Annotated in this window: 25 protein-coding genes and 1 other RNA gene; 16 read left to right on the top strand and 10 right to left on the bottom strand. The window is 60.2% G+C overall.

The window, feature by feature from the left end:
• Nucleotides 1-11: 11 nt before the first annotated feature.
• Nucleotides 12-749 (bottom strand): alanyl-tRNA editing protein, encoded by a 738-nt coding sequence (locus E2F50_RS07870; RefSeq protein WP_133315600.1) that lies wholly within the window; start codon nt 747-749, stop codon nt 12-14.
• 21 nt (nt 750-770) lie between these two features.
• Nucleotides 771-1,808 carry a cysteine synthase A gene (locus tag E2F50_RS07865; RefSeq protein ID WP_133315599.1) on the bottom strand — a complete coding sequence of 346 codons (1,038 nt, stop codon included), beginning with the start codon at nt 1,806-1,808 and terminating at the stop codon, nt 771-773.
• Between the two features lie 284 nt (nt 1,809-2,092).
• Between E2F50_RS07865 and E2F50_RS07860 the strand changes: the two genes are divergently transcribed.
• The 5 genes from E2F50_RS07860 (at nt 2,093) to E2F50_RS07840 (ending at nt 8,755) form a co-directional block, all read left to right on the top strand.
• Nucleotides 2,093-2,737, top strand: a complete 645-nt coding sequence (locus E2F50_RS07860) for a cupin domain-containing protein (RefSeq protein WP_133315598.1) — start codon at nt 2,093-2,095, stop codon at nt 2,735-2,737.
• A gap of 244 nt (nt 2,738-2,981) precedes the next feature.
• On the top strand, nt 2,982-3,158 hold the full coding sequence (locus E2F50_RS07855; protein ID WP_245515376.1) for a type II toxin-antitoxin system CcdA family antitoxin: 177 nt from the start codon (nt 2,982-2,984) through the stop codon (nt 3,156-3,158).
• 135 nt (nt 3,159-3,293) lie between these two features.
• Nucleotides 3,294-3,449 (top strand): CcdB family protein, encoded by a 156-nt coding sequence (locus tag E2F50_RS23370; RefSeq protein WP_281029186.1) that lies wholly within the window; start codon nt 3,294-3,296, stop codon nt 3,447-3,449.
• Nucleotides 3,450-3,595: 146 nt separating this feature from the next.
• Nucleotides 3,596-5,011 (top strand): FAD-binding oxidoreductase, encoded by a 1,416-nt coding sequence (locus E2F50_RS07845; RefSeq protein ID WP_133315597.1) that lies wholly within the window; start codon nt 3,596-3,598, stop codon nt 5,009-5,011.
• A gap of 69 nt (nt 5,012-5,080) precedes the next feature.
• Nucleotides 5,081-8,755 carry an AsmA family protein gene (locus tag E2F50_RS07840; protein ID WP_133315596.1) on the top strand — a complete coding sequence of 1,225 codons (3,675 nt, stop codon included), beginning with the start codon at nt 5,081-5,083 and terminating at the stop codon, nt 8,753-8,755.
• Nucleotides 8,756-8,829: 74 nt separating this feature from the next.
• Here E2F50_RS07840 and E2F50_RS07835 read toward each other — a convergent pair whose 3' ends face one another.
• The 4 genes from E2F50_RS07835 to ssrA all read right to left on the bottom strand — a co-directional run bounded on the left by E2F50_RS07835 (nt 8,830) and on the right by ssrA (nt 10,380).
• Nucleotides 8,830-9,075, bottom strand: coding sequence for a ribbon-helix-helix domain-containing protein (locus E2F50_RS07835; RefSeq protein ID WP_133315595.1), 246 nt, complete (start codon nt 9,073-9,075; stop codon nt 8,830-8,832).
• A gap of 106 nt (nt 9,076-9,181) precedes the next feature.
• On the bottom strand, nt 9,182-9,379 hold the full coding sequence (locus E2F50_RS07830; protein ID WP_133315594.1) for a DUF4169 family protein: 198 nt from the start codon (nt 9,377-9,379) through the stop codon (nt 9,182-9,184).
• A gap of 13 nt (nt 9,380-9,392) precedes the next feature.
• Complete coding sequence (locus E2F50_RS07825; RefSeq protein ID WP_133315593.1) at nt 9,393-9,896, bottom strand: SspB family protein; 504 nt, start codon at nt 9,894-9,896, stop codon at nt 9,393-9,395.
• Between the two features lie 116 nt (nt 9,897-10,012).
• Nucleotides 10,013-10,380, bottom strand: a transfer-messenger RNA (tmRNA) gene (ssrA, locus tag E2F50_RS07820).
• 113 nt (nt 10,381-10,493) lie between these two features.
• On the opposite strand from ssrA, the gene E2F50_RS07815 reads away from it, so the two are divergent.
• The 6 genes from E2F50_RS07815 to E2F50_RS07790 all read left to right on the top strand — a co-directional run bounded on the left by E2F50_RS07815 (nt 10,494) and on the right by E2F50_RS07790 (nt 16,911).
• Nucleotides 10,494-11,387, top strand: a complete 894-nt coding sequence (locus E2F50_RS07815; protein WP_133316375.1) for an NAD-dependent epimerase/dehydratase family protein — start codon at nt 10,494-10,496, stop codon at nt 11,385-11,387.
• Between the two features lie 107 nt (nt 11,388-11,494).
• Nucleotides 11,495-12,289 carry a thymidylate synthase gene (locus E2F50_RS07810; RefSeq protein WP_133315592.1) on the top strand — a complete coding sequence of 265 codons (795 nt, stop codon included), beginning with the start codon at nt 11,495-11,497 and terminating at the stop codon, nt 12,287-12,289.
• The gene (locus E2F50_RS07805) at nt 12,286-12,816 is read left to right on the top strand and encodes a dihydrofolate reductase (RefSeq protein WP_425375370.1); all 531 of its coding nucleotides are present in this window, start codon (nt 12,286-12,288) and stop codon (nt 12,814-12,816) included. The genes E2F50_RS07810 and E2F50_RS07805 overlap by 4 nt, the downstream gene beginning before the upstream one ends.
• Before the next feature lie 138 nt (nt 12,817-12,954).
• Nucleotides 12,955-14,058 (top strand): FtsH protease activity modulator HflK, encoded by a 1,104-nt coding sequence (gene hflK, locus E2F50_RS07800; RefSeq protein WP_133315590.1) that lies wholly within the window; start codon nt 12,955-12,957, stop codon nt 14,056-14,058.
• Nucleotides 14,055-15,014 carry a protease modulator HflC gene (gene hflC / locus E2F50_RS07795; protein WP_133315589.1) on the top strand — a complete coding sequence of 320 codons (960 nt, stop codon included), beginning with the start codon at nt 14,055-14,057 and terminating at the stop codon, nt 15,012-15,014. Before hflK ends, hflC begins: the two co-directional genes overlap by 4 nt.
• Nucleotides 15,015-15,240: 226 nt before the next feature.
• Nucleotides 15,241-16,911 (top strand): Do family serine endopeptidase, encoded by a 1,671-nt coding sequence (locus E2F50_RS07790; protein WP_133315588.1) that lies wholly within the window; start codon nt 15,241-15,243, stop codon nt 16,909-16,911.
• A gap of 3 nt (nt 16,912-16,914) precedes the next feature.
• On the opposite strand, the gene E2F50_RS07785 is transcribed toward E2F50_RS07790, so the two are convergent.
• Together E2F50_RS07785 and serB are read right to left on the bottom strand one after the other, a co-directional pair.
• Complete coding sequence (locus tag E2F50_RS07785) at nt 16,915-17,523, bottom strand: GNAT family N-acetyltransferase (RefSeq protein WP_245515340.1); 609 nt, start codon at nt 17,521-17,523, stop codon at nt 16,915-16,917.
• Nucleotides 17,520-18,410 (bottom strand): phosphoserine phosphatase SerB, encoded by an 891-nt coding sequence (serB, locus tag E2F50_RS07780; protein ID WP_133315587.1) that lies wholly within the window; start codon nt 18,408-18,410, stop codon nt 17,520-17,522. Before serB ends, E2F50_RS07785 begins: the two co-directional genes overlap by 4 nt.
• On the opposite strand from serB, the gene miaA reads away from it, so the two are divergent.
• Nucleotides 18,411-19,322 carry a tRNA (adenosine(37)-N6)-dimethylallyltransferase MiaA gene (miaA, locus tag E2F50_RS07775; RefSeq protein WP_133315586.1) on the top strand — a complete coding sequence of 304 codons (912 nt, stop codon included), beginning with the start codon at nt 18,411-18,413 and terminating at the stop codon, nt 19,320-19,322.
• 6 nt (nt 19,323-19,328) lie between these two features.
• On the opposite strand, the gene E2F50_RS07770 is transcribed toward miaA, so the two are convergent.
• Nucleotides 19,329-21,410, bottom strand: a complete 2,082-nt coding sequence (locus tag E2F50_RS07770) for an ATP-binding protein (protein ID WP_133315585.1) — start codon at nt 21,408-21,410, stop codon at nt 19,329-19,331.
• Between the two features lie 388 nt (nt 21,411-21,798).
• Here E2F50_RS07770 and E2F50_RS07765 point away from each other — a divergent pair, with 388 nt between their 5' ends.
• Genes E2F50_RS07765 through E2F50_RS07755 form a run of 3 tightly spaced genes read left to right on the top strand, consistent with a single transcriptional unit; the run spans nt 21,799 to nt 25,267 of the window.
• On the top strand, nt 21,799-23,607 hold the full coding sequence (locus tag E2F50_RS07765) for an acetolactate synthase 3 large subunit (protein ID WP_133315584.1): 1,809 nt from the start codon (nt 21,799-21,801) through the stop codon (nt 23,605-23,607).
• Between the two features lie 47 nt (nt 23,608-23,654).
• On the top strand, nt 23,655-24,227 hold the full coding sequence (ilvN, locus tag E2F50_RS07760) for an acetolactate synthase small subunit (RefSeq protein WP_133315583.1): 573 nt from the start codon (nt 23,655-23,657) through the stop codon (nt 24,225-24,227).
• Nucleotides 24,228-24,259: 32 nt separating this feature from the next.
• A complete protein-coding gene (locus E2F50_RS07755; RefSeq protein WP_245515339.1) occupies nt 24,260-25,267 on the top strand; it encodes a capsular polysaccharide export protein, LipB/KpsS family in 1,008 nt (335 codons plus the stop codon).
• On the opposite strand, the gene E2F50_RS07750 is transcribed toward E2F50_RS07755, so the two are convergent.
• Nucleotides 25,264-26,106, bottom strand: coding sequence for an aldo/keto reductase (locus tag E2F50_RS07750; protein WP_133315582.1), 843 nt, complete (start codon nt 26,104-26,106; stop codon nt 25,264-25,266). The genes E2F50_RS07755 and E2F50_RS07750 overlap by 4 nt on opposite strands.
• 163 nt (nt 26,107-26,269) lie before the next feature.
• Here E2F50_RS07750 and E2F50_RS07745 point away from each other — a divergent pair, with 163 nt between their 5' ends.
• A complete protein-coding gene (locus E2F50_RS07745) occupies nt 26,270-26,863 on the top strand; it encodes a LysE family translocator (protein ID WP_133315581.1) in 594 nt (197 codons plus the stop codon).
• Nucleotides 26,864-26,871: the final 8 nt, after the last annotated feature.

The following is a 26,871-nucleotide window of genomic DNA, read 5'->3' as shown; positions in this document are numbered from 1 at the left end:
TGTCGGATAATTCAGGCTTCTGCGGCGGGCACGCCGAACCGGATACGGAAGCGGCGGTTTTCCTTGCCCTTTTTCTCGATCTTGGCGATGTGAATCGCCCCGACCTCCTGGGTTTCGGAGACATGTGTGCCGCCGCAGGGCTGGCTGTCAACGCTGGAGTCTTGGCCGATGCAGACAAGGCTGACACGCCCAAGGCCCATGGGAGGACGAACATTCTTGGATTTGACAATGCCGGGATTGGCGGCAAGCTCGGCATCGGTGATCCATTGCAGGGTGACCGGGTGGTTCTGCCGGACGAGATCCATCAGCCGCGCCGTCACGTCGTCCTTGTCGATCGCCTCGCTCATGTCAAAGTCGACCCGGGATTCATCCTCGCCGACCGCGGCACCTGTGATCGGGAATTGGCAGACGACGGAGAGCAGATGACAGGCCGTATGCATGCGCATCAGCTTGTAGCGGCGGGTCCAGTTGATATGCATCACCACCTTCTCGCCCACCAATGGCTGAGCTTCGCCATCAAGCGGCATATGGATGATCATGTCTTTGGTCGGGCCGTGCCTGGTGACGCCCAGCTGAATCTTTTCGCCGTCCGCGCGCTCGAGGAAGCCCGTATCGCCTGGCTGTCCGCCTGACGTCGCGTAAAAGCAGGTGCGGTCAAGCTCGATGGCACCATCCGGATGGACGGAAGTCACCACCGCTTCGGCTGTCGAAAGATAGAAGTCGTCGCGGTAGAGAGCTTCAACGGGCATGACTAGCGGGCTCGATTACGATCAGGCGGTCTGGAACGGTACGGTGATTTCCCGTTTCTGCGTCAGCCAGGCGGGCACCGGCAGGCCTTTCGACTTGAGGAAATCCGGATTGAAGAGCTTGGACTGGTAGCGATTGCCGTAATCGCACAGGATCGTCACGATCGTATGCCCCGGACCAAGCTCCCCGGCAAGACGCATGGCACCGGCTATGTTAATACCCGATGAGCCGCCGAGGCAAAGGCCCTCATGCTCGACCAGTTCAAAGACCACGGGCAGGGCTTCCGCATCGGATATGCGATAAGCAAAGTCCGGCTGGAAGCCTTCCAGATTGGCGGTGATACGCCCTTGGCCGATGCCTTCCGTGATGGAATTGCCCTCTGATTTGAACTCGCCATGGGCATAGAATTCGTAGAGCGCTGCACCTTCGGGATCAGCAATGCCGATCTTGATGTTCGGGTTCTTCTCCTTCAGTCCGGCAGCGGTACCGGCAAGCGTACCGCCAGAACCGACGGCGCAAATGAAGCCGTCGATCTTGCCGCCGGTCTGCTCCCAGATTTCCCGTGCGGTACCCTCGATATGCGCCTGGCGGTTGGCAACATTGTCGAACTGGTTGGCCCATATTGCGCCGGCCGGCTCGCTTGTGGCCAGTTCCTCAGCCAGGCGTCCCGATACCTTCACGTAATTATTCGGGTTCTTGTAGGGGACTGCTGGAACTTCCACCAGTTCAGCGCCCATCAGCCGCAGGGCATCTTTCTTCTCCTGGCTCTGCGTTTCCGGGATGACGATAACGGTCCGGTAACCCAGCGCCTTTGCCACCAGCGTCAGGCCGATGCCGGTATTGCCGGCTGTGCCTTCAACAATGACACCACCCGGCCGCAGCAGTCCCTTCTTCTCTGCGTCGCGGATGATGTAGAGAGCGGCCCGATCCTTGACCGACTGGCCCGGATTGAGGAACTCCGCCTTGCCGAGGATCTCGCATCCGGTCGCTTCGGAAGCGCCTTTCAGCCGGATCAAAGGCGTATTGCCGATCACTTCTAGTACGGAGGACTGGGAGATCATGGGGAAGCCTTCTTGTTCTGGGAACATGTAATCAGCGTCTTTTCGGCGGACAAGGCGCAGCGGGCAAGAAATCTTTTTCAGCATAAACCGGAAGCCGTGCAAAATCTGCCTCTACCAGCGCCAGGTGTCCTTCGGCGCGGCCGACTGGATGCTTATCGACAAAACCTGCGGGCGGCAGTAAAGTATAAGCGCGACGCGAAAGGCCTTGCTGGCAGGGATGCTATTTCGCGGAGGACGAGGCCTCAGTTTGCGGTGCGCCTCATTGACGAAACCGGTTCCCAATCATGTTGTTGAATCTGGAACGTGTGGACTTCCTGATCGGCCAATACGTGTCCGGTGTGCTGCCGGAACCGGCGCAAGTGCTGGTTGGTTCCCATCTCGAGATGCAAACAAGTTCCGGCCTGCTGGCCCGCACCTTGCAGGATCTGGCGGGTGAGGCTTTGAACCGCACCGAGCCTGTTGGTTTGAGCCACCCCAACCAGCGCCTTCAGGCGATCCTGCAGTCTCCGTCGCCAAACACAGATCCCGCCCAGCCGACCCTTGAAGAAAGCGAATTTCCGGCAGTGCTGCGGGCCTATACCCGCAAGGATCTCGGGGCTATTCCCTGGAAGCGGAAGTTGCCCGGAATCCGCCAATACATCATCGAAAGTTCGGCCGACATGGAAGCGAGCCTGATATGGGCGCGGCCGGGCAGGGCGCTGCCGCATCATAGTCACCAGGGTCTGGAACTGACGCTCGTGCTCGAAGGTGAGTTCCACGACCACCGCGGCAGGTTCAAGGAAGGCGAAATTTCCGTCGCCGACGAGAGCTTCGACCACAGGCCGGTCGCCGGCAGATTAGGTCCCTGTCTCTGCTTTTCCGTCCTGTTTGCACCGATTGCGCTGTCAGGTTCTACCCTGCGGTTGTTCGGAGACCTGATCGGAATCTGACGGCTCAATAAAAAAGGGCTGGTGCACCACCAGCGGCAAGAAGATCACGTGTCCCGAGAATGTCTTCTACCCGTTTTGCAAAGGCAAGATCGCTGAAGTCTGGTCTTTAGCGGACAGGGCGCGGGAGCTTAGTCAAGCGCTAGTAAGCTTGTGATCCGGAGGCGCAGGCCTATGATTCCTGCAAGCCGAGGAGAAATGCATGAGCAACTGTAGAACAGCCGATCTTTCGCTTGATGCGTGACTTCTGACTGAAGCTCAGGAGCTGAAACTCGACGTCATCCGTGCTGCGGAAGACTGCATTGCGCGTGCGGTGAAAGCCGAGGAGCGGCTTTGGAAAATTGAGGACGCGGAAGCGAACCAAGCCGAGAACGTGTGTATCGACCGGCATGGGCTGCCATTGGCGAAATACCGGCAGTTCTAGATGGCTCGTTTCGAGATCTTCAGGTCAAAGGACGGTCCGTTTCTTCTCCTTGACCTGCAATCTCGACTGCTGGGCAACGCTTTGCGAACCCGTGTTATTGCCCCTCTTTAACCCTGTAACGACAATGTGCTCTCAATGGGACGTCTAAACCCAAGCTTTGAGATCGAGGCCGTGTCCTATGTCATGGCTACTCAGCGGCTGGCTTCGGTGGATACAAAACAGCTCGGTGCTTTTGTTGCAGATCTCTCTGTGCACGCTGACGAGATAATCGCGGCATCCGATTCCCTGTGACAGGGTTTTTGATCGCTTCGCAGACGGAAGCAAAAGGATTGACAACTGTCATGAAATCTCCTGCGGCTTCAGGCCACCCTGCAGGCTGGACAAAGCTAGGTTGCTCCCCTAACCAAAGCTGATGTTTGGCATGCAGGAGATAAGTTATGGCAGTACGGGACGTGAGGCCTGGCCTTCGCAATGAGGAGGGGATCGCAGCCGTGCTCGGCATCCTGAAGCAGACCTTCGGCGAACGCTTCCAGACAGGTCAGAGCTTTCGCGAGCAGCATGCCCACACCACAACCTATCTGCCGCCCCAGCTTCCGGACGCTGTGGTTTTCGTCGAGAGCACGGAAGATGTGAAGGCGGTGGTTGCGGCTTGTGCGGCCCACCATGTGCCCATCATTCCCTTTGGTGTCGGCTCCTCTCTGGAGGGCCAGGTGAATGCTCCTTCCGGCGGAATATCCATGGATTTCAGCCGCATGAATCGGGTTCTTCACGTCAGTCCGGCGGATCTTGACGTTACGGTAGAGCCTGGTATCACGCGCGAAGAGCTCAACCGAGAGCTCCGCGACACCGGCCTCTTCTTCCCGATCGATCCAGGCGCCAATGCCACGATCGGCGGCATGACTGCCACACGGGCTTCCGGCACCAATGCCGTCCGCTACGGCACGATGAAAGACAACGTCCTGTCCTTGACGGTGGTCACTGCCGACGGCGAGGAAATCCGCACCGCACGCCGGGCGAAGAAATCGTCGGCCGGATACGACCTGACCCGCCTCTTCGTCGGCTCGGAAGGCACTCTGGGCATTATCACGGCGATCACCCTGCGGCTGCAGGGCATTCCGGAAAAGATCGGCGGCGGCGTCTGCGCCTTTCCAAGTGTCGAAGCGGCCTGCAATGCAGTTATCATGACCATCCAGATGGGCATTCCGGTTGCGCGCATCGAACTGCTTGACGATGTGCAGATCCGTGCCTGCAACGCCTATTCCAGCCTCGATTATCCGGAAAAGCCGACGCTCTTCCTCGAGTTTCACGGCACGGAGGAAACGGTTGCGCTCCAGTCTGCCCAGTTTGCGGAAATAGCTGCGGATTGCGGCGGCGATGAATTCCGCTGGACCGCCAATGCGGAGGAGCGGACCAAACTCTGGAACGCTCGCCATAATGCATACTGGGCAGGCCGCGCCCTGGCGTCCGGACTCGACGGGCTTTCGACTGACGTCTGCGTGCCGATATCGCGGCTGGCGGAATGTGTTGTCGAGACGCAAGCCGATATCGAGCGTGAGGGGCTGCTGGCACCGATCGTCGGCCATGCGGGCGATGGCAATTTCCATGTTCTGGTGCTGTTCGACGGCAAGGATCCCGCCTCTGTCGCCAAGGTGGAGGCATTTACGGAGCGCTTGAGCCGCCGGGCGCTGGCCATGGACGGTACCTGCACCGGCGAGCACGGCATCGGCCAGGGCAAAATGGCATTTCTGAAAGAGGAAATGGGTGGGGCAGTCGACCTCATGCGGGCCATCAAGCGCAGCTTTGATCCGCACCAAATCCTCAATCCCGGCAAGATCTTCGCGGCCGCGGAATGATCCCGCGAGGTTGACTTGTCTGCCGTGAGCATGTGACTAGTCGTTCGGTAAAACAAGGGGAGACTGGCGTTGTTCGGGCGCATCATAGCGGCATTGGGCGGGCTGATTGTGATTGCGCTGTTTACGGCGCTGCTTGCTCCACTCGTTGTCGACTGGTCGAGCTTCCGCGAGGGCTTTGAGCAACAAGCAAGCCGCCTGCTCGGCAAGAAGGTCACGGTATATGGCGACGTAGATGCGCGGATACTGCCATTTCCTTCGGTGACGCTGCATGACGTGCAGATTGGCCAGGATGTCGATGGGCAGCCCCTTATGCAGGTTGCGCGTTTTTCGATGGACATGGAACTGGCACCGTTCCTCTCAGGGGAGGCGCGCATCTTCGACATGCGCATCGAGGAGCCGAAAGCACGCATCCGCATCCTCAAGGACGGCACCCTGGAATGGATGCGCGGCAGTCGCGCCGCAATTGCCTCGGATGCCGTGGTTATCGAGGACGTGCATGTCACGGGTGGCACGATCGATCTCATCGACGAACAGAGCGGCCAGATCCGCCGGATCACCAGCCTGTCTGCTGATATGTCCGCGGATTCTCTACGTGGCCCCTGGCGCGGAGAGGGCAATGCGATCCTTGACAGCCAGGAAGCGAAGTTCAGCCTGACCAGCGGCGAGGCGGATGTGGCGGCGCGGCGCGTGCCGCTGCGCCTGCGGCTATGGCCCGATGCGCAGCCGGTTGTTGTTGACTTCGATGGCGAGCTGACGACGGCGGATAATCGGCCTGCCTATAGCGGCACCTTTAATCTCGATTTCCTGGAAGACGAGGACGAGTCGGAGCCGGTCACGCCGCCCCCGCCCGGACCCCGCGCCAAAGGCGAATTCGAGCTTACCAATGAACGGATCCGTATCCCGCAATATCGGGTGGAAGTCGGCCCGACAGACAACCCTTATGTGGTGACAGGGGAGGCGACCCTCGACACCGGCACCAAACCGGAATTCCTTCTGACGGCCGATGGGCAGCAGATCGACGTCAACCGGCTGAGCGACGGCCCTCAGGCCAAGACCGGCCGCGACCCGGCAGCATCGGCGCAACGGCGCATCAACGCCTTCCTCAGCATGGCGGCTTCCATCCCCATTCCCCAAGTGCCGGGACGCGCGAGCTTGAAACTCCCGGCTATCGTCATCAACGATACCACCATCCGCGATATCCGCCTTGATGTGCGACCCGCCGGCCGCGGCTGGACGGTCGACAATGTCGTGGTGACGCTGCCGGGACGCACCCAGCTGGAAGCAAAGGGCGCTTTGAACCTGCGCGACCGTGTCTCCTTCATCGGCGACATGCTGGTCGCGTCCAATCAGCCTTCTGGCCTTTCTGACTGGCTTTCCGGACGGGTGGACCCGCAGATTCGCCAGCTCCGCTCCGCCGGTTTTTCAGCAAAGGTAAGCCTGACGCCGGAACTGCAGCGCTTCGAGGGACTGGAGCTCTCCATCGGGCCGGCGGTTCTGAAAGGCAGGGTAGAGCGCCAGTCTCCGCAGAACCAGATGCCCAACCTGTCGCTGACGCTGGCGGGCAATGAGATCGACATCGATGCGATGCGGGCGCTCGCCTCGCTGGTGACAGGCGACGATGCCGGTCAGGATGTTCTCGACCACCGAGTTGCGGCAAGCCTCAAGGCCGACCGGTTCACGGCGCTTGGAGTGGCTGCAACCAATGTCGATACCGCCTTCACCATGGCGGAAGGTGCTCTTTCACTTGAAAGGTTGAATATCGGCAATATCGAGGGTGCGACGATTGCCGCGAAAGGTCGAGTTGAAGGGTCGCTCCTGTCTTATGCCGGCTCCGGCAACGTGTCCTTCAGAGCTGGTGATCCAAGTGCATTCCTCAAGATGCTGACGGATCGTCTGCCGCAGCATCCGGTTGTGGAACGCCTCGCCCGCAACGGCGGCTGGTATGCCAATGCCGATCTCAATGCGGAGGTTCTGGTAGGCGGCGATGTTGGCGGCGCAGAGGTCAAGCTCAAGGGAACGGCGAACGGCAGCACGATCAGTACGGATCTGAGCCTCCCGGGCATTTTCGACCTGACCGGCGGCAACGACATGACACTGAACGCTTCGCTGGAAAACGAGGAGGCGAGGGTGCTTCTTGGTCAGGCCGGCCTCGATCCCCTCCCTTTCGACGGCGATGGCCCAGCAAGGCTTGATCTCGACGTGAAACAGGGTCCGCAGGGCCCTGCAGCCACCGAGCTTGTCTTCAAGACGCCGAAGACGGTGATGACTGCGAAGGGCGCACTAAACCTCGACGCTCAAGCTTTCGGCGAAGGCAAGGGGCATCTGTCGCTGCAGAGTGCTGATCTGGAACCCTATCTGCTGCTGAGCGGCATCGGCATGCCGCAATTCAGTAGCGGTCTGCCTGTTGCGCTCGATGCCGGCATCGCTCTTTCTGCGGACCGCTTTGACCTAAGCGGGTTGGCGGGCAAAGCGGCTGGCAATGCCTTTGATGGCAACATATCGGTCGATCGTATGGCGCCTGGCTTTCCTGCGACGGGTTCTCTGCAACTCGATGCCGTTGATCTGGCCTGGCTCGGCGAGGCTGTGTTCGGGCCGCTTTCGGATCCTTCAACGGGTGTATTTTCCAGGAAGCCCTTGGCGCTGCCGATCTTCGGTGCGGCCGATCTCGCCCTGGACCTCAGGGCGCGGTCGCTCGATGCCGGCTCATTTGGCCAGATCGCCGACCTTTCCGGCAAGATGACCTATCGAGGTGGCGGCATAACGATCGACAACGCTTCCGGTAATTGGATGGGGGGCAAGGTTTCCGGTCGGCTGATGCTGTCGAACGGCGAGGGAACAGGCATTTTGCAGGCGCGTGTGACGGCCAGTGATGCGGATCTGGCACCGATTGTCTGGTTGCGTGATGGCAAGCCCGTTGCCACAGGGAAGATGAGCGCAACTGTGTCGACAGAATCGACCGGAAAGAGCCTGTTCGATCTTCTGCATGCGGCAAGCGGTTCGGGAGAATTGCGGCTTTCCAACCTGAAGATCAACAATATCAATTCTCAGGCTTTGGTGCCGCTGATGGCTGCCGCCGACAAGCTGCAGGGAGAGGTCACCGAAGACAAAGTGCGCCCGCTGGTGGCGCCGCTCGTGCATGATGGCCGGACCGATATGGGCGTTCTGGTGGTTCCCTTCACCATCGCTGCCGGCGAGGCGAGGCTCCAGAATGTCGCCGGTGCCGCCGGGTCGACCAGGCTTTCCGGACAAGGGCGCTTCGATCTCCTTGATGATAGTATCGGCGCATCGTTGGCCTTGACCTATGATGCCGGCGACGAGGCGATTGCCGGCGGCGACCCCACCGTTCGTCTGACCTATTCCGGGCACCTCAGCCAGCCCCAGGAGAGCGTCGACGTGTCCGCGATTAGCAACTTCCTGTCGCAGCGTGCCTTCGAGCAGGAACGGCGCCGGGTAGAAACCTTGCAGGCGAGCGTGCTTGAAAAGCAGCGTCTTAGACGCGAGGTGGCGCTTTTTAATTTTCGCGCCGGCGAGCGGCAGGCGGCTCGGGAAAGGGCCGAGGCGGAGGAGCGGGCACGTCGCGAGGCGTCCGCTGCCCGCGCCCGGGAAGATGAGCGGCAGCGCCAGAACAATCCACCGCCCTTTGTCATTTCCCCGAGCCAGGACATCTTCCGGGCACCGGATCTCGGCATGCCGCCGGCCGCAAGTGGCGGCTCATCCGGATCAAATCTCCCCGGCGTGCAGTAATTCGACTGCAGTGGTCATGCCGCTGCGCGTGCTTCAATTCACGCCGTCTCGATCAGAACGAAGGAGACGCCCGATCAGGATTTGCCGGAAGTCTTGGGTTGGGAGCCGCTACCGCCGGATTTGAGCCATGCGAGTACGTAGAGCCGCAGCGCCGAAGACAGATTATTGCCGGCGGTTCTTGCATCGTCGATCTCGGCGATCAGACTGGCAAGGCTCATGCGGCGTGCGGCTGCAATGGCCTTGAGTTCCAGCCAGAACTCGTCTTCAAGTGAAAAACTGGTGCGATGACCATGTAAGGTCGCAGAATGTTTGCGGATCAAGCTTAGCCCCGTCACCCTCATGGTGATTGATGGAGCGCAATTGAGGGGGTCGCCCGCGCTCCGTCAAGCCGTTGCCATGAGAGCAGCTAACGAAGCCTTAATGCTGTTAGTCCTTGTCCCGAAACGGCTTTTCGAGCCGCCCTTGATCCAGCGTTTTCTCCGCCTTCTCGTTCAGAGCCTCGGTCAGCGACTTTTCTGCCTTGGTCCGTCCATGCAACAGGCGGTTCTGCTCCGCCTGCTTTTCCTTGTCCGAGCGCAGCCGGCCTTTGCGAAACTGGCGAAGGTTGACGATGTCGGCGCTCATCGACGAATTCCAGCTACTGCTTCTTGCGGAACGAGTCCAAGGAGACGACGGATGCCGGCTTCTTTTCCTCGCCGTTGTCGGCCTGGGACTCAGCAGGCTTGGCAACGCTTTCGATCGGGATCGCGGTGATTTCCGCCCCGGCATCTTCTTCCTCGGAAAGCGGAACTTCGAATTCCAGCTCGAAGTTCACCGATGGATCGTAGAAGCCGCGAATGGTGTTGAAGGGAACGACCAGGCGTTCCGGAGTGTCGGAAAAGGAAAGGCCGATTTCGAACTGGGTTTCGTTGACCTTGAGGTCCCAGAACTGGTGCTGGACGACGATCGTCATCTGTTCGGGATATTTGGACTTCAGATGCTGCGAGATCCGCACGCCCGGTGCGCCGGTCAGGAAGGTGATGAAGAAATGGTGATCCCCCGGCAGCCGGCCGGTCGCCGCAACTTCGGACAAAACCTTGCGGATAACACCACGAAGGGCGTCCTGCGCCAGAATATCGTAACGGATGTGATCCTGCCCCATGCGGTCCTGTCTTTCCAATCTTCGTCTAAAAGAGACGGTTTATGCCATCTGCGTCCCCAGCGGTGAAGCCCGCTTCGGGATCGAGTCAGGCTTATAGTATTCGACTGGAAGACGAAGGTGAAGGCTTCTGTTGCCAGGTGCCTTCGGACCCCGCCTTAAGGGGCTAACCCTAAGGACTTAGTTCGGATTTCCCGCACCGCCATTAGGCAGCGAGAGCATAACCCTTAGCGTTGTTGTCGTTTGCAACTACACTTTTTGACCCGATAACGGCGGTATCATGCCGAGCAAAAGTACGATCTTTACACCCTTGTCGATCCTATTTCGCCCCCATCAAAAGCCGGTCCGAAGACCAACCGGTTTTTGGTGGAGGCGCCGGGTACCGCCCCCGGGTCCAATAGGCTTATTACACCGACCATTTATCGCCATAGCCGGACAGATGTCCGGCAAGGCTGATATAGGCGCTTTGCCTTCTGATGAAAAGGGGCGGAAATTTTATTCCTTGAGCAAGTCTCTGGCGAAGCGGCCTGGTGCCGCTATCTAAGCTACAGCAGCCAGAGGCACGAGCCCGCGGCTATGACACGAGCTAGAGAGGCAGAATTGGGCAAGCGGATCGTATTCACCGGCGGCAGCGGCAAGGCAGGACGGCATGTAGTGCCCTATCTCGTCGAACAAGGGCATCAGGTCTTCAACCTGGACCTGGTGCCGCTCGATTGCCCCGGCGTCAACACCTTGATTACCGACCTCAGGGACAGCGGCGAGACGTTCAACGCGCTTTCCATGCATTTCGATTTCCAAGGCCTCGAAAGTGGTGAAGGCCCGGCGCCCGTTGATGCGGTCGTGCATTTCGCCGCCGTGCCGCGCATCCTGATGCGCCCTGACAATTCGACGTTCCAGGCCAATGTCGTCTCCACCTACAATGTCATCGAGGCGGCGATGAAGCTCGGCATCGCCAAGGTGATCATCGCGTCCAGCGAGACGACCTATGGCGTCTGCTTTGCCGAGGGCGACAAGGACTATCACAGCTTTCCGCTGACGGAGGAGTATGACGTCGACCCGATGGACAGCTACGGCCTGTCGAAAGTCGTCAACGAGAAGACGGCGCGCGCCTTTTCCATGCGCTTTGGCGCCGATATCTACGCCTTGCGGATCGGCAATGTCATCTCGCCCGAAGATTACCGCATGTTCCCGACCTTTCTGGCGGATCCGCCGTCTCGCAAGCGCAATGCCTGGAGCTATATTGACGCCCGTGATCTGGGCCAGATCGTTCATCGCTGCGTCGAAACGGACGGGCTTGGCTTCCAGATCTTCAATGCGGTCAATGACACGATTACGGCGCGGGAGCCGACCCGGGCTTTCCTGGAGCGCTGGGCACCCGGCACGCAGATTACCGCCGATCTGGCCGAATTCGAAGCGCCGATCAGCAACCGCAAGATCCGTGAGGTCCTCGGTTTCACCGAGAAGCATAACTGGCGCGATCACGTGCCGGATTGAGGGGAAGGTCCCGGTTGCGAAAGCGCGGGGAAAACCGAGTGCTGCGGTTGGCTGGAATGATCCGTGCTATTATGTAGTTCAATCACCTAGGAATCGCGGCAAGCCCAATGAAGCAGTATCTCGACCTTCTCCAGCATGTCATGGACAGCGGCATCGACCGTGGCGACCGCACCGGCAAGGGGACTCGGTCCGTCTTCGGTTACCAGATGCGCTACGACCTTTCGCGGGGCTTTCCGGTGCTGACCACCAAGAAGCTGCATCTGAAGTCGATCATCCACGAACTGCTGTGGTTTCTGAGGGGCGACACGAATATCGCCTACCTCAAGGAAAATGGCGTGTCGATCTGGGATGAATGGGCTGATGAAAACGGCGAGCTCGGTCCGGTCTACGGCTATCAGTGGCGCTCCTGGCCGGCACCGGACGGCCGTCACGTGGACCAGATCGCGCAGCTGATTGAGGGCTTGAAAACCAATCCAAACTCGCGGCGGCACATCGTTTCCGCCTGGAACCCGGCGCTCGTCGACGAGATGGCGCTGCCACCCTGTCACTGCCTTTTCCAGTTCTATGTGGCGCAGGGCAAGCTGTCATGTCAGCTGTACCAGCGGTCAGGGGATACGTTCCTGGGCGTGCCCTTCAATATCGCCTCCTATGCGCTGCTGACGATGATGGTGGCGCAGGTGGTCGGGCTCGAGCCGGGCGACTTCGTTCATACGCTCGGTGATACCCACATCTATTCGGATCACTTCGAGCAGGCCAAGCTGCAGCTCTCCCGCACGCCGAAAACCTTGCCGAAAATGATCATCAATCCACAGGTTAAGGACATATTCGGGTTCCGGTTCGAAGATTTTACACTTGAAGGCTATGAGGCCGATCCGCATATCCGGGCGGCGGTGGCGGTTTGATGACCGTACCTGTCGCGATCTTCGTTGCCGTATCGCGAAATAGTGTCATCGGTCGGGATGGAGACATGCCTTGGCGCCTGTCGACAGACCTGAAGCGGTTCAAGGCGATGACCTTGGGAAAACCGGTGATCGTCGGCCGCAAGACCCTCGACTCGTTTGGCGGCAAGCCGCTTCCAGGCCGCCCGCACGTGGTCGTGACCCGCAATGCCGATCTTGCAATTCCGGACGTGAGCTTGGCTAGTTCGCTGGATGACGCACTCGGAAAGGCGCAGCGGATCGCTGCCGAGACCGGGGCATCGGAAATCGCCATTCTCGGAGGTGGGCAAATCTATGCCCAGGCGATCACCAGCGCCGATCGCCTGTATATCACGCATGTTGAAGCCGACATTGCAGATGGCGATACTTTCTTCCCTGGCATCGACCCAGACGTCTTCGAAAAGCAGGAAGAGCTGCTCGTGCCGGCGGGGGAGAAAGACAGTTATCCGACCCGCTTCGCCGTCTACAGCCGTCGTACTGCGACAAACTGAGATATTTCGTTACCAAACAACGGGAAGTTATTGAGGCCGCGTTGAAAGCCGCTCTTCTGATACCTATAACGGCAAAGGCCAGACCGCCGGTACAAGGCAGGGTCACGGCATGGGAGAAGTACTAACAAAGAGGTTTTGATGCCCTGGAGCAATCAGAATGGCGGCGGCCCTTGGGGCGGCGGCGGTGGCGGCGGCAATAATCAAGGTCCGTGGGGACAAGGACCGAACCGCCCGCGCGGCGGCGGGGGCAATGGCGGCCCACCTGATATCGAGGACATTATCCGGCGCAGCCAGGACCGCCTGAGAGGCGTCATGCCCGGCGGTTTCAACGGCGGCGCCTTTGCCGTGGTGATCCTGGTCATTCTTGCCTTTCTGGCTTTCCAGTCGATCTATACCGTCCAGCCGGACGAAAGAGGCGTCGAATTGCGCTTCGGCCGACCGAAAGACGAAATCTCCATGCCGGGCTTACATTTTCATTTCTGGCCTCTGGAGTCCGTGGAAATCACCAAGGTGACGGAGCAGCAGCAGAATATCGGCGCAGCGCGGGGCTCGAACTCGAATGCCGGCTGGATGCTGACGGGCGATCAGAACATCGTCAACGTCCAGTTTTCCGTGTTGTTCACCGTGACGGATCCGAAGGCCTATCTGTTCAGGCTGGAAACGCCAGCCTCGACGCTGCAGCAAGTGGCCGAAAGCGCCATGCGCGAAGTGGTTGGCCGGCGTCCGGCGCAGGATATTTTCCGCGACAATCGCGAAGACATCTCGACCGAGGTCCGCGGCATCATTCAGGGTACGATGGACACATACGGCTCGGGCATTTCCATCAATGCCGTGCCGATCGAGGACGCGGCTCCGCCTCGCGAAGTTGCCGACGCCTTCGAGGAAGTGCAGCGCGCCGAACAGGACGAAGATCGTTTCGTCGAAGAAGCCAACCAGTACGCCAACCAGAAGCTCGGACAGGCTCGCGGCCAGGCGGCTCAGGTGCGCGAAGAAGCATCCGCCTACAAGGACCGCGTCGTCAACGAGGCGAACGGCGAGGCGCAGCGCTTCATTTCCATCTATAACGAATATGCGAACGCGCCCGAAGTAACGCGCCGGCGCATCTTCCTGGAAACTATGGAAGCAGTCTTCAAGAGCTCCAACAAGGTGATCATCGACGACAAACAGGGTGTGGTTCCTTATCTGCCGCTCAACGAAATCAACCGGATGCAACCGGCTCAGCCGCAGGGAGCTAACCGATGATCTCCAACCGACTCCCCGCATTCCTGATCGGTCTCGCGATCATTCTCGTGCTGGTCTATTCATCCGTTTTCGTGGTCAATGAAAGGGAGCAGGCGATCGTCGTCCGTTTCGGTCAGATCCAGGACGTCAAGCGCGAGCCCGGCATCTACTTCAAGCTGCCCTTCAGCTTCCTCGATGCCGACCGGGTCCAGTATATCGAAGACCGGGCGCTGCGTTTCGACCTCGACAATATCCGCGTCCAGGTTCGCGGCGGTGCCTTCTATGAAGTCGACGCCTTCGTGGTTTATTCGATCAACGATCCACGGCTGTTCCGCGAAACGGTCTCCGGCGATCGCGAATCGGCTGAATCGCGTTTGCGCACCCGCCTGGACGCAGCCTTGCGCCGGGTCTACGGCCTGCGCAACTTCGATTCGGCACTTTCCGATGAACGCGCGTCGATGATGCAGGAAGTGCGGGCCGACCTCAATACGGCGGCAGAAACGCTCGGCCTGTCGATCCGGGACGTGCGCATCCGTCGCACCGACCTGACCCAGGAAGTCTCGCAGCAGACATTCCAGCGTATGAAGGCCGAGCGTCTCGCGGAAGCGGAGCTGATCCGCGCACGCGGTAACGAGCAGGGCCAGAGGCGGCGGGCGATTGCCGACCGCCAGGTGGTCGAACTGGTGTCCGAAGCCCAGCGGGACTCGGAAATCATGCGCGGCCAGGGCGACGCCGAGCGCAACAAGATCTTCGGCGAAGCCTTCCAGCGGGATCCGGCCTTCTTCGAGTTCTACCGCTCGATGCGGGCTTACGTCGCGTCGCTTGCCGACAATGGCACGACCATGGTCCTGTCGCCGAACTCCGAGTTCTTCCGGTTCTTCAACTCGTCGGACGGTGCGCCGCCGGCTGGCACCGCTACTCCTGCTCCCGGGGCTGCGCCGCCTGCTGCCGCAGCGCCGGCTGCACCGGGCAACTGACAATCGAAGCGTAGGCGGGGCAGGCGATCTGCCCCGTCTTTATTTTGTCTTTCAAGAGGCAAAAGCTGTGCATACGCCTGCGTCACGAAAAGGTAATTTCTCGCCCGGTCGTTACGTCTTATGCTTGTTGCCGAAACTCCGCCCGATTCCGCGGTTCGAATGCACCGTGCGGGCGGCTGGTGATGGCTCGGCCAGCGCCCCAAGAAATCAACAGCGAGGATGCCCTATGGCCCATTCGACCCGATCGTCCCGCAAGCGCCTCCTGGCGCTGGGCGTAAGCCTTGCCGTGCTCGCTGCTCCCCTGCACGCGATCGCCCAGGCGCCCGTGCCACAATCGCCAGCGCCTTCGCCCGCGCCTGCGCAGGGCGCGGCTCCTGCTCCTCCGGCAGCCATGTTGCCCGCGCCGCCGCCGTCGGCCCCGACCATCACTTCGCCTGCTCCCGTCAATCCCGGCGGTCCAGCCGGCCCGGCGCCGATATCGGACCTCGCGGAAGGGTTGCTGGACGCAGTCGTCAACATTTCCACATCGCAAAGCGTCAAGGACGAGGGGGCAGGTCCCCAGCCGCAGATCCAGCAGGGATCTCCATTCGAGGAATTCTTCGACGATTTCTTCGACGACAAGAGCAATCAGGGCCGCAACCAGAAGGTGTCGTCGCTCGGCTCCGGGTTCGTCATCGATGCCTCGGGTTTCGTGGTCACCAACAATCACGTCATCGAGGGCGCGGACGATATCGAGGTGATCTTTCCGAACGGAACCAAGCTGAAGGCCAAGCTGGTCGGGACGGATACGAAGACAGATCTTTCGGTGCTGAAGGTGGAGCCGAAGGCGCCGTTGAAGGCTGTTCCCTTCGGTGATTCGCGCAAGATGCGGATCGGCGACTGGGTGATGGCGATCGGCAACCCGTTCGGCCTTGGCGGATCGGTGTCGCTGGGCATTATTTCGGCACGCGGCCGCAACATCAACGCCGGACCATACGACAATTTCATCCAGACGGATGCTGCGATCAACAAGGGTAATTCCGGCGGACCGCTGTTCAACATGCGCGGCGAGGTGATCGGCATCAACACGGCGATCATCTCGCCTTCGGGCGGTTCAATCGGCATTGGATTTTCGGTCCCCACTGAGCTGGCGGAAAACGTCGTGCATCAGCTGATCGAGTTCGGCGAAACCCGGCGCGGATGGTTGGGTGTACGGATCCAGCCGGTGACGGAAGACGTGGCATCCAGCCTCGGTCTCGACCGGGCGCGTGGCGCTCTGGTGTCTGGTGTGGTGGCCGAGGGGCCAATCAAGAAGGGCGAGATCAAGGCCGGGGATGTCATCCTCAGCTTTGCCGGGCAGCCGATCAACGAAATGCGTGATCTGCCTCGGATTGTCGCGGAGAGCCCGGTCGGCAAGGAAGCTGAAGCGGTCGTCCTGCGCGACGGCAAGGAGCAGAAGGTCAAGGTGACGCTTGGTCAGCTGCAGGATAAAGCCGAGGCGGACGACGAGGCCGACAAGCCCAACCTACCGGAAGGCAAGGGCGACGATATGGGACCCGACAACGACACGTCGGATAATGGCTCGCAGGGCGGCCAAGGCGGCGAAAAGAGCCAGGCACCGGCGGCTGCCTTCGGAATGACGCTTGCGGTGCTCGATGACGAGCGCCGCAAGAGCTTCGGCATCAGCGAAAGCGTCGAAGGCGTGGTCGTCACCAAGATCGAGGCCGGTTCGGTTGCCGCAGGAAAGGGTTTGAAGGAGGGCGAGGTGGTTGTCGAGGTGGCGCAGGACTTCGTCGACAATCCTGCCGACCTGGTGGCAAAGGTCGAGGCGCTCAAGGGCGAGGGGCGTCGCAATGCCCATCTCATGGTCGCGGATAAGGCCGGCAATCTGCGCTTCGTGGCACTGCCACTCGAATAGACTTTAGGCTGGCGGGCCGCGGTGGGCGGCCTGCCGCTTCCATTCGTCCTGCGTGACGGCGTAAACCAAATGGTGCTTCAGATGCGGGTGGCTGTCGGGCACGCGGGGATGTTCGAAGTCGAGATGCGGGATACGATGAAGGCCTAGGCGCTTCATGACGGCGGTGGAGCGCTGGTTTTCGGCGACTGCGAACGAGACCACCGCCTTGATGCCTTTTTCGCCGAAGCCGAAGTCCAGCAGCGCGCGGGCAGCTTCGGTGGCATAGCCCATCCCCCAAAAGCGCGTCGCCAGCCGCCAACCGGTTTCCACGGTTTCTGCCGGGAAGACGGAGGGCATATTGGCCAGCGACAGGCCGCAGAAGCCGATCGGCTCGCGCGTCGCCTTCAGTTCAAGCGCGTAGAAGCCAAGACCAGTGTCGCTGATCATGCCGTTGAGCCTGCCGAGAAAGGCATCGGCTTCTTCGGGGCTGCGGCGAAACGGAAAGAATTCCATCACTTTGGGATCCGCATTGATTTCCCGGAAGAGATCGCGGTCGGAAGCCAGCCAGTTGCGGATGACCAGGCGTCGAGTTTCGAGGATGATCCTGCGCTCGGTCGGCATCCCGTCCGTCATGGTGTCACGAAATCCGTCTTGCGATAGCCCTGAATGTACAGAAGCGCAGTCAGATCGCCATGGTCGATCCGCATTCTCGCCTGAGCAGCGACGGCTGGCTTGGCATGAAGCGCGACTCCCGATCCTGCAATGCCCAGCATGCCAAGGTCGTTGGCCCCGTCGCCGACCGCCATCGCCTCCTGTGGTGAAGTCCCCAGTCTTGTGGCGATCTCGGTCAAAGCATCCACCTTTGCCTGCTTCCCGAGGATCGGCTCGGCCACTTCACCTGTCAGAACACCGTCCTTTTCGACGAGGATATTGGCGCGGTTTTCGTCAAAGCCCAGCATTGCCGCGATGCGTTGGGTGAACACGGTGAAGCCTCCCGATACCAGCGCGGTGTAAAAGCCCTTGGCCTTCATGGTGGCGATCAGTTCCGGCCCGCCCGAGGTCAGCGTAATACGCTTGGCAATGACATCGTCGACCACGGTGATCGGCAACCCTTTCAGAAGCGCGACGCGTTCGCGCAAAGCCGGCTCGAAAGCGATCTCGCCGTTCATGGCACGCGCGGTAATGGCAGAGACCTGATCCTTAAGCCCAACGACGTCTGCCAGTTCATCGATGCACTCCTGGCCGATCATGGTGGAATCCATGTCGGCGATGAGGATTTTCTTGCGGCGCGTTTCGGCCTCCTGAAGCACGAGGTCGACCGGCAGATCGCCGAGCAGATCCCGCAGCCGTGCCTCGGCCGCGCCGAGATCCGTGCCATCGCGAAGGGCAAGGTCGCAGGCGATCCCGTCCGCGAGCCAGTAGAGCCCCGATGCCTCGATCGTCGCCGCAGCCTGTTCGCCAAGGCTGGGATCTAGAACAGGATTTGACGGATGGGCAATAAGCGTGGCAACGGAAGCCATATGAACAGCCTTATGGACGATCTGGATGCGATCCTGATAACCGGCCCGACCGCCAGCGGCAAGTCGGCGCTTGCCGTGCGTCTGGCCCGGGAGATCGGCGGCGTTGTCATCAACGCCGACAGCATGCAAGTTTATGACACGCTGCATGTGCTGACCGCACGCCCTTTTGAACAGGACATGCAGGATGTGCCACATCTGCTTTACGGCCATGTTGCCGCCACCCGGGCCTATTCGACAGGAGAATGGCTGCGCGACGTAGTTGCTATTCTTGAACCGTTGAAGGCGGACGGTAAGCGCCCCGTCTTCGTCGGTGGAACGGGGCTTTATTTCAAGGCGCTGACTGGCGGTCTATCCGACATGCCGGAAGTTTCCCAGGAAATCCGCTGCCTGGTACGGCTACGCCTGAAGGAAGAGGGACCGGAGGCATTGTATGCCGAGCTGACACGGCGTGACACCGGCGTTGCTCAGTCACTTGAGCCGAAGGATGGGCAAAGGATTGTCCGGGCGCTTGAAATGCTGGAGCAAACGGGTCGCTCGATCACCGAGTTCCAGGGCCGCCGCGGTCCTGTCGTTATCGACCCTTCCCGGGCACGCAAATTGATCGTGCTCCCCGACCGTCAGGTGCTGAGCAGCAGGATCGATCGGCGGTTTGCCGATATGTTGGCGCATGGTGCGGTGGAGGAGGTCGAAAACCTTCTTTGCCTCCAGCCGGCACCGGAGCTTCCGGTCATGAAGGCGATCGGCGTGCGCGAGATTGCCGCCATGCTCGCAGGGAGCATGAGCCAGGCAGAAGTCATCGAACGCGGATCAGCTCTGACCCGGCAATATGCCAAACGGCAAATGACGTGGTTTCGCAACCAGATGGACGACAGCTGGGAGCGCGGCGAATTTTCTGCCGTAACAGAGGTCTGACGCTCGTTAATCCTTGTCGTAGATGCTGCTGAGCGGCTTCTTCAGAAGGCTTTCTCGCAGCGAGCCTTCGCGGCGCAAAAACGGATTGGGACGGGCCGCGAGTTCGGATGTCGCTAAGGACGGGGCGGGGCTGCCCGGCCGGTCGCGGCGGAATTCGGCAAAACGATCGGGTTGCGGCGGATCCGCTGGACGTGCACCTGGCAGCATGTCGGGGTGATAAGGCTCCGGCTGCGACTGCGGAGCCGCCTGATAAGCCGGCTTGGCTAAGGAAGGCGCGGCAGCCCGGGTTTCGCCGTTCCAGCGTTCGATTTCCGCGGCACCGGCGGGCGGAAACTCATCGGGCACATTGCAAGCAGGTTCCGACGGATCAAGAGAAGGCGTTGTCATGGCTGCGCCGTAACTCTGCTGGAAGCCGGAAATATCCGGTCCATTGACCGAGCGCATCCGGGCAATGACGGTGCGAAGGTCGACCGTATCAGGGGTTTCCTCAGAGCTTTTCGCAATAACGCCGTTCGCTTTTGGCAAATATTTCTCGTCGACGCGCGCAAACTTCATCCGCATCGGCACCGATATCGCCTCGCCGAAAGCGATCGCTTCACCATTGCCGATCGAGGAGATGAAGCTGGTTGTCGAAATCGAGGAATTGGGGATAGCCGATTTGATGATCTCTTGGTCGCGATCATTGGACAAACGCATGGCAAAGACGGTCGAGCACTGGGACAGGATTGTCTGGTCCAGCTCGCCCGGGCGCTGGGTGATGACGCCGAGCGACACACCGTATTTGCGGCCTTCCTTGGCAATGCGGGAGATCGCCTGGACCGTAGGGTAGAAGCCGACTTCACGGTCCGCGGGAACATAACGGTGCGCTTCTTCGCAGACGACCAGCATATGGATGGCGCCATTGCTCCACAACGCCAGTTCAAACGCCATGCGGCAAAGGATGGACGCGACGGAATTGACCACTTCCGAGGGAATGCCTGCAAGCTGGAAAGTCGAGATTGGCCTGTCATCGCCAGGAATACGGAAGATATGGGCGATCGTCTCCATGATGGTGTCGTTGATCGTGTTGTTGGAGAACATGAAATGATAGCGGGGATCATTGATGGCCGACATGACGCGCATCTTCAACGAACGCAGGAAAGGCTTTTCGCTGCGGCCTTCAAGCCGGCCGAGGCGCTCGTCGATTAAGGCCAGGAGATCGGCCATTCTATAGGGAACCGGCGTATCGGCCGTGACGGAGCTTTTTTCCGTGGTGCGGCGCATGAGGCCTGTTTCGTTGCCCCTGAAGGCGCGCTTGGCTTCCGGAATGAGGTCGCGCAGGATATCCAGTTCTTCCGCGATCGGCGGCCGGCCCCGAAAGACGACTTCGGAAAATTCTTCAAGGCGCATCAGCCAGAAGGGCAGGTCAAGCGTATCGGTGTCGATGACAACCGCATGTTCGGGGAAGGCTGCGGCAAATTCATTGTGCGGATCGAGGATGAGGACGCGCAGCTTGGGATCGGCCTCGATAGCCTTGTGCAGAAGAAGCGACACGGCCGTTGATTTGCCGACCCCCGTCGAGCCGACGATGGCGAAGTGCTTGGACAGCATGGACGGGATATGGATGGCAGCGTCGATCGTCTCGTCCTGACTGAGCTTGCCGATGACGCAGGTCTCGTTCTTGCCGGCATCGTAGATGCGAAGCAGGTCGGCGGAGCGGATACGGTGGGCGATCGCGCCGAGATACGGATAGCGGGTGATACCGCTGGTGAATTCCTCGCGTCCGTCGTGCCCGACGCGGACTTCGCCCAGAAGCTCGACCTCGATGTGGAAACTGTTGTCCTCGCCTTCACGCCAGTCATGCGCGCCCGTTTGCATGGAATAAGCGAGCGCTACTACGCGATTGTTGTCCACGCTGATGGAGATAAGGCGGCCAACCGACCAGAGTTCGGTCAGATCCGTGTCGCCATGGTCGGCAACAGCCGCAATCGTGGCATGGGCACCGGTACAGGCAACCACACGGCCAAGCATGCGGTTGCGACGCGCTTGAAGGTCGCGGCGATCGAGATCGCCTGCAGAGGCGGAGCGGTGAAGATCATCGTTGAGCAACAGGCGCCCCTGTCATTGGGGTATGAGTTCATGAGCGGTTACTGGTTCGGGCATGCCCGACAGACGAAGAACCTTATGCCCAGCGGCTTAACAAGTGGTGTAGGCAAGTGTATGGCAGGCTGCGGCAGGGCAGCAAAATCAGCAAGATGACGTTTTTCGGCGCTAGCCAGCGTTGACGAACACTTAATCTGTCGCTAACACTCAGCCCCATGAATATCTCGATCGCTCTTATTGTGGTGGGAACGCGCATGGGCAGGATGGTGTAACCATCCGGCGATAGCCACCCATGCGCGAAAAGACAGGCTCCTCGAAGGGGCCTTTTTTTATGCCTTCAAACCGGCTCGGAGGAGCCGCCGGTACAAAATCCAGCAGCAAATGGAAGAAGCAGATGACGGACAGCAGCAATCAGATAGCAGAAAATCAGGCGTCGGATACCCGCATGACTGGTGCGGAAATCGTTCTGAGGGCACTGAAGGACAATGGCGTCGAGCACATCTTCGGCTATCCTGGCGGCGCCGTCCTGCCAATCTATGACGAGATTTTCCAGCAGGAGGATATCCAGCATATCCTCGTGCGTCATGAACAAGGCGCCGGCCATGCGGCAGAAGGCTATGCCCGTTCCACCGGAAAAGTCGGGGTCATGCTAGTGACTTCCGGTCCGGGAGCGACCAATGCGGTTACGCCGCTCCAGGACGCGCTGATGGACAGCATCCCGCTGGTCTGCCTGACCGGTCAGGTTCCCACGACGCTGATCGGCTCGGATGCTTTCCAGGAATGCGACACGGTCGGCATCACCCGGCCCTGCACCAAGCACAACTGGCTGGTCAAGGACGTCAACGAACTGGCCGGGATCATCCACGAAGCTTTTCGCATTGCCCAGTCCGGCCGCCCGGGCCCGGTTGTCGTCGATATTCCGAAAGACATCCAGTTTGCGACTGGCACCTATACGCCGCGTCCAGCCGAACCGGTGAAGTCGAGCTACCATCCCAAGACCCAGGGCGATATCACTGCGATCGAGGCTGCAGTCGATCTCATGGCCAATGCGCGCCGTCCTATCCTGTATACCGGTGGCGGCGTGATCAATTCGGGCCCGCAGGCGACGCGGCTGCTGCGGGAACTGGTCGAGCTTACAGACTTCCCGATCACGTCGACGCTCATGGGTCTTGGCGCCTATCCCGCATCCGGCAAAAACTGGCTCGGCATGCTCGGCATGCATGGTTCCTATGAAGCCAACATGGCGATGCATGACTGTGACGTCATGATCTGTGTCGGTGCCCGCTTCGACGACCGCATCACAGGGCGCCTCAACGCCTTTTCGCCGAATTCGCGCAAGGTCCACATCGACATCGATCCGTCTTCGATCAACAAGAACGTGCATGTTGACATTCCCATCATCGGCGATGTTGCCAGCGTCCTCGGCGACATGGTCCGTTTGTGGCGAGCGCTGCCTAAGACGCCCGCCAAGGCGCAGACCGAGGAATGGCGGAGCGAGATCAGCCACTGGCGAGCTCGCAAGTCCTTCTCCTACAAGCAATCCAATGACGTCATCATGCCGCAATATGCGCTGGAGCGTCTCAATGCGCTGAGCAAGGGCCGCAAGACCTTCATCACCACCGAGGTCGGCCAGCACCAGATGTGGGCTGCTCAGTTCATTGAGTTTGAGGAACCGAACCGCTGGATGACATCGGGCGGTCTCGGCACCATGGGCTACGGGCTCCCGGCGGCGATCGGCGTTCAGGTCGCGCATCCTGATGCGCTGGTTATCGATGTTGCCGGCGATGCGTCGATCCAGATGTGCATCCAGGAAATGTCCTGTGCCATCCAACATAATCTACCGGTGAAGATCTTCATCCTCAACAACCAGTATATGGGCATGGTCCGCCAATGGCAGCAGCTGCTGCACGGCAATCGCCTGTCGAACTCCTATACGGAGGCCATGCCGGATTTCGTCAAGCTCGCGGAAGCCTATGGTGCACTCGGCATGTATTGCGACGATCCGAAGGAACTGGACGGCAAGATCGAGGAGATGATCGCGGTCAAGAAGCCGGTGATCTTCGACTGCCGCGTAGCGAATCTGGCCAATTGCTTCCCGATGATCCCATCTGGCAAGGCGCATAATGAAATGCTGCTGCCGGACGAGGCCACCGACGAAGTGGTCGCCACGGCGATCGATGCCAAGGGCCGTCAGCTCGTTTAATGAGCTGACACTCTTCGACCAGATACTGAGGAAACGGATCCAAGATCATGAATGCGCATCAGCAACCGACAGGCTCGGCCTATTTCATTGCCCCGGAAACAGCCAAGGTGGAAAGCCATACGCTTTCCGTGCTTGTCAGCAACGAGCCCGGGGTGCTGGCCCGGGTGATCGGCCTGTTTTCCGGACGCGGCTATAATATCGAGAGCCTGACCGTTTCCGAAACGGAACATGAAGCGCATCTATCCCGCATCACCATCGTGACGCGCGGCACGCCGACGGTGCTTGAACAAATCAAGGCGCAGCTCGACCGTATCGTGCCAGTCCACCGGGTCGTCGACCTGACCGTGCGGGCCCGCGACCTCGGGCAGGAGCGGCCGATCGAGCGGGAAGTGGCCTTGCTGAAGGTAGTGGGAGCGGGCGATCACCGGGCCGAGACACTGCGTCTGGCGGATGCATTCCACGCCAAGGTCGTCGATGCCACGGTTGAGCATTTCATTTTGGAGATCACCGGAAAATCTTCGAAGATCGACCAGTTCGTCGCCGTGCTGAAGCCGCTCGGCCTGATCGAGGTTTGCCGAACCGGCATTGCAGCGATGAACCGCGGGCCGCAAGGAATGTAGACGCAGCTGACGGAACGAGGGAGGACCAGGAATTGCAGAAGGATTGGCTTCCCCAGCCCGGCATGCGCCTTGGCGCTACCTTCTATGTCCGTCAGTCTCAACCCTGGTTGAGCCGCTATTTCGACGTGGAAAAACTCGAGCCGACGCTTGCGCCCGGCATACAGGGCGTGGTGCGCTGGGGCGGTCGCATTCCCGCAAAGGCAGCGAGCCTCGTCGCGCGTGCACGGGGGCTGCCGGTCTGGTATCTGGAGGACGGCTTCCTGCGATCCGTTGGTCTTGGCAAATCGCTGGCCCTACCGATCTCGATCGCTGCCGACGATCTCGGCATGCCGGTCGATGCGTCAGGACCTTCGCGCCTTGAACAACTGATTGCCGCTTCGTTGACCCCGCAGGCCACCGCGTTGGGGGCGGATATCCGCGACGCGTTGGTGCGCCACAAGCTTTCCAAATACAATAACCTGCCGCATCGAGAGCCAAAGCTCGGGCACACGACGGGTAGGCGTATCCTGCTGGTCGACCAGGTCTATGGCGACGTTTCGGTGCCGTTGGCCGGCGGCTCGACGCGAAGCTTCGTGCGCATGCTCGAGGATGCTGTCGGCAGCGGCGCCCAGTGCATCGTGCGCACGCATCCAGATGTCATGGCCGGTTTCCGTAAGGGCTACATTACTGAAACGGCGGCCCGGACGCCCGGCGTGGTGTTGATGGCGGATGCCGTTTCGGTCGATTCAGTGCTGGGCGGGGTCGATGAAGTCTGGGCCGTGTCCAGCCAGTTCGGCCTCGATGCGCTGCTTCGCGGCATTCCCGTCCGCTGCTATGCCGCCCCCTTTTATGCAGGTTGGGGTCTGACGGATGATCGTCTCAGCAAGACGGCCAGGGCGATCTCGAAGCGCCGGCAGGCCCGGCCGAGTGTAGAGCAACTGGCTGCCGTCGCCTTTGGCTTCTATCCCTCCTATCGCGATACTTCCACCTGGGAGGAGATCGATTTCTTCCAGGCGGTGGATCGCCTTGTCGCCGAGCGACAGCAGCTCGATATCGACTAGAGCATCTGCAACGGCATCTTGCGGTCCGGCGGCGGGAAAGCTGCATCGAGCGCCTCCCAATCCTCGTCGCTGAGGTCGAGATCGGCAGCCTGGACATTTTCCTCGACCCGCTGCGGATTAGACGATTTGGGGATGGCGATCACCCCATCACGCTCCAAGAGGAAGGCCAGCGCGACCTGCGCCGGTGTTGCCTGATTAGCCTTGGCAATACGGATGAGTTCGCCGTTCCTGACCAGCCGACCCTGTTCGATCGGCGAATAGGCCATGAGCGGGATGCCGCGTTCCTGGCACCATGGCAGGAGGTCATATTCCACGCCGCGGCGGGAAAGGTTGTAGAGAACCTGGTTGACTGCGCAATTTTTCCCCTCCGGCACGGCCATCAACTCTTCCATGTCGGAAAGATCGAAATTGGAGACACCCCAGCCCGCGATCTTGCCGGCGCGGCACAATTCCTCGAAACCGGCCACGGTTTCTTGCAGCGGATGTTCGCCACGCCAATGCAGAAGGTAGAGGTCGAGCCGGTCGGTCTTCAAGCGTTGGAGGCTACGATCGCAGGCAGCGATGACGCCTTCGCGGCTCCCGTTCCAGGGGTAAACCTTGCTGACCAGAAAGACGTTTTCTCTGCGGCCTGCGATTGCCGCGCCGGTCACCGTTTCGGCGCCGCCTTCTCCATACATTTCCGCCGTGTCGACCAGTGTCATGCCGAGATCGAGGCCACGCCTGAGGCTTCCCACTTCCACATCGGAATTGCGAGCATCTTCGCCCATCTGCCATGTCCCGAGTCCAAGGGCCGGCACTGAGATGCCAGAGGGCAGGGTGACTTTCGGGATGTCGGCCATGAACATGCTCCTGGTTCTGATGACATGCTTCAGATATGGCGGCCGCACGCGGTTCCAAGTTATGCTTGCGGATTGCGGCCAAGGAACTTATCACCAAGTTGAGGACCATCCACCATACGAGGTGGCCAAGATCGATTGGGAAAGATTGGCGCCAGGAGAACACATGCCGCTGGAAACATTTCTGGCCCTCGTCCTTTTCGCCTTCACCACGTCGATTACCCCAGGGCCCAACAATATGATGCTGTTTGCATCGGGCGTGAATTTCGGGTTCATGCGGACCATCCCGCATATGGCCGGCATCGGGGCGGGTTTCCTGTCGCTGCTGATCGGCGTCGGGCTCGGACTGGGGGCGCTGCTGCATGCGGTGCCAATCGTCTACACCCTCCTCAAATTTGCCGGCGGCGCCTATCTTCTCTGGGTCGCCTGGAAGATCGGTAATTCGCGCACGCTGTCGGACGGCAAGACCGGGTCGCGGCCAATGACATTCCTCGGCGCGGCCGCGTTCCAATGGGTCAATCCGAAAGCTTGGGTCATGGCCGTCACCGCCATGGCGACATACACCAATCCCGATTATTATCTGCCGACCGTGCTGATCGTCGGTCTGGCATTCGCGGCCGTCAACGTGCCGAGCGTGTCGACCTGGGCCGGTTTCGGATCTGCGCTCAGGGACTGGCTTGCCGTGCCGATCAGGCTAAAATGGTTCAACATCACCATGGCCGTGCTGCTCGTCGCCAGCCTGTGGCCGATGCTGCGATAAGAGGAAGA

Source organism: Rhizobium deserti (assembly GCF_004358025.1).
Lineage (GTDB): Bacteria > Pseudomonadota > Alphaproteobacteria > Rhizobiales > Rhizobiaceae > Neorhizobium > Neorhizobium deserti.
The sequence above is the reverse complement of the archived record's forward strand: the minus strand, read 5'-3'. Positions and strand labels throughout refer to the sequence as shown.

Coding starts and splice junctions, on each gene's coding strand:
- E2F50_RS07745 (WP_133315581.1), top strand. CDS start 26,270: ATGCCGCTGGAAACATTTCTGGCCCTCGTCCTTTTCGCCTTCACCACG.
- E2F50_RS23370 (WP_281029186.1), top strand. CDS start 3,294: ATGGGACGTCTAAACCCAAGCTTTGAGATCGAGGCCGTGTCCTATGTC.
- serB (WP_133315587.1), bottom strand. CDS start 18,410: ATGGCTTCCGTTGCCACGCTTATTGCCCATCCGTCAAATCCTGTTCTA.
- hflC (WP_133315589.1), top strand. CDS start 14,055: ATGATCTCCAACCGACTCCCCGCATTCCTGATCGGTCTCGCGATCATT.
- E2F50_RS07810 (WP_133315592.1), top strand. CDS start 11,495: ATGAAGCAGTATCTCGACCTTCTCCAGCATGTCATGGACAGCGGCATC.
- E2F50_RS07865 (WP_133315599.1), bottom strand. CDS start 1,808: ATGATCTCCCAGTCCTCCGTACTAGAAGTGATCGGCAATACGCCTTTG.
- E2F50_RS07830 (WP_133315594.1), bottom strand. CDS start 9,379: ATGAGCGCCGACATCGTCAACCTTCGCCAGTTTCGCAAAGGCCGGCTG.
- hflK (WP_133315590.1), top strand. CDS start 12,955: ATGCCCTGGAGCAATCAGAATGGCGGCGGCCCTTGGGGCGGCGGCGGT.
- E2F50_RS07845 (WP_133315597.1), top strand. CDS start 3,596: ATGGCAGTACGGGACGTGAGGCCTGGCCTTCGCAATGAGGAGGGGATC.
- E2F50_RS07785 (WP_245515340.1), bottom strand. CDS start 17,523: ATGACGGACGGGATGCCGACCGAGCGCAGGATCATCCTCGAAACTCGA.
- E2F50_RS07765 (WP_133315584.1), top strand. CDS start 21,799: ATGACGGACAGCAGCAATCAGATAGCAGAAAATCAGGCGTCGGATACC.
- ilvN (WP_133315583.1), top strand. CDS start 23,655: ATGAATGCGCATCAGCAACCGACAGGCTCGGCCTATTTCATTGCCCCG.
- E2F50_RS07870 (WP_133315600.1), bottom strand. CDS start 749: ATGCCCGTTGAAGCTCTCTACCGCGACGACTTCTATCTTTCGACAGCC.
- E2F50_RS07825 (WP_133315593.1), bottom strand. CDS start 9,896: ATGGGGCAGGATCACATCCGTTACGATATTCTGGCGCAGGACGCCCTT.
- miaA (WP_133315586.1), top strand. CDS start 18,411: ATGAACAGCCTTATGGACGATCTGGATGCGATCCTGATAACCGGCCCG.
- E2F50_RS07860 (WP_133315598.1), top strand. CDS start 2,093: ATGTTGTTGAATCTGGAACGTGTGGACTTCCTGATCGGCCAATACGTG.
- E2F50_RS07790 (WP_133315588.1), top strand. CDS start 15,241: ATGGCCCATTCGACCCGATCGTCCCGCAAGCGCCTCCTGGCGCTGGGC.
- E2F50_RS07750 (WP_133315582.1), bottom strand. CDS start 26,106: ATGGCCGACATCCCGAAAGTCACCCTGCCCTCTGGCATCTCAGTGCCG.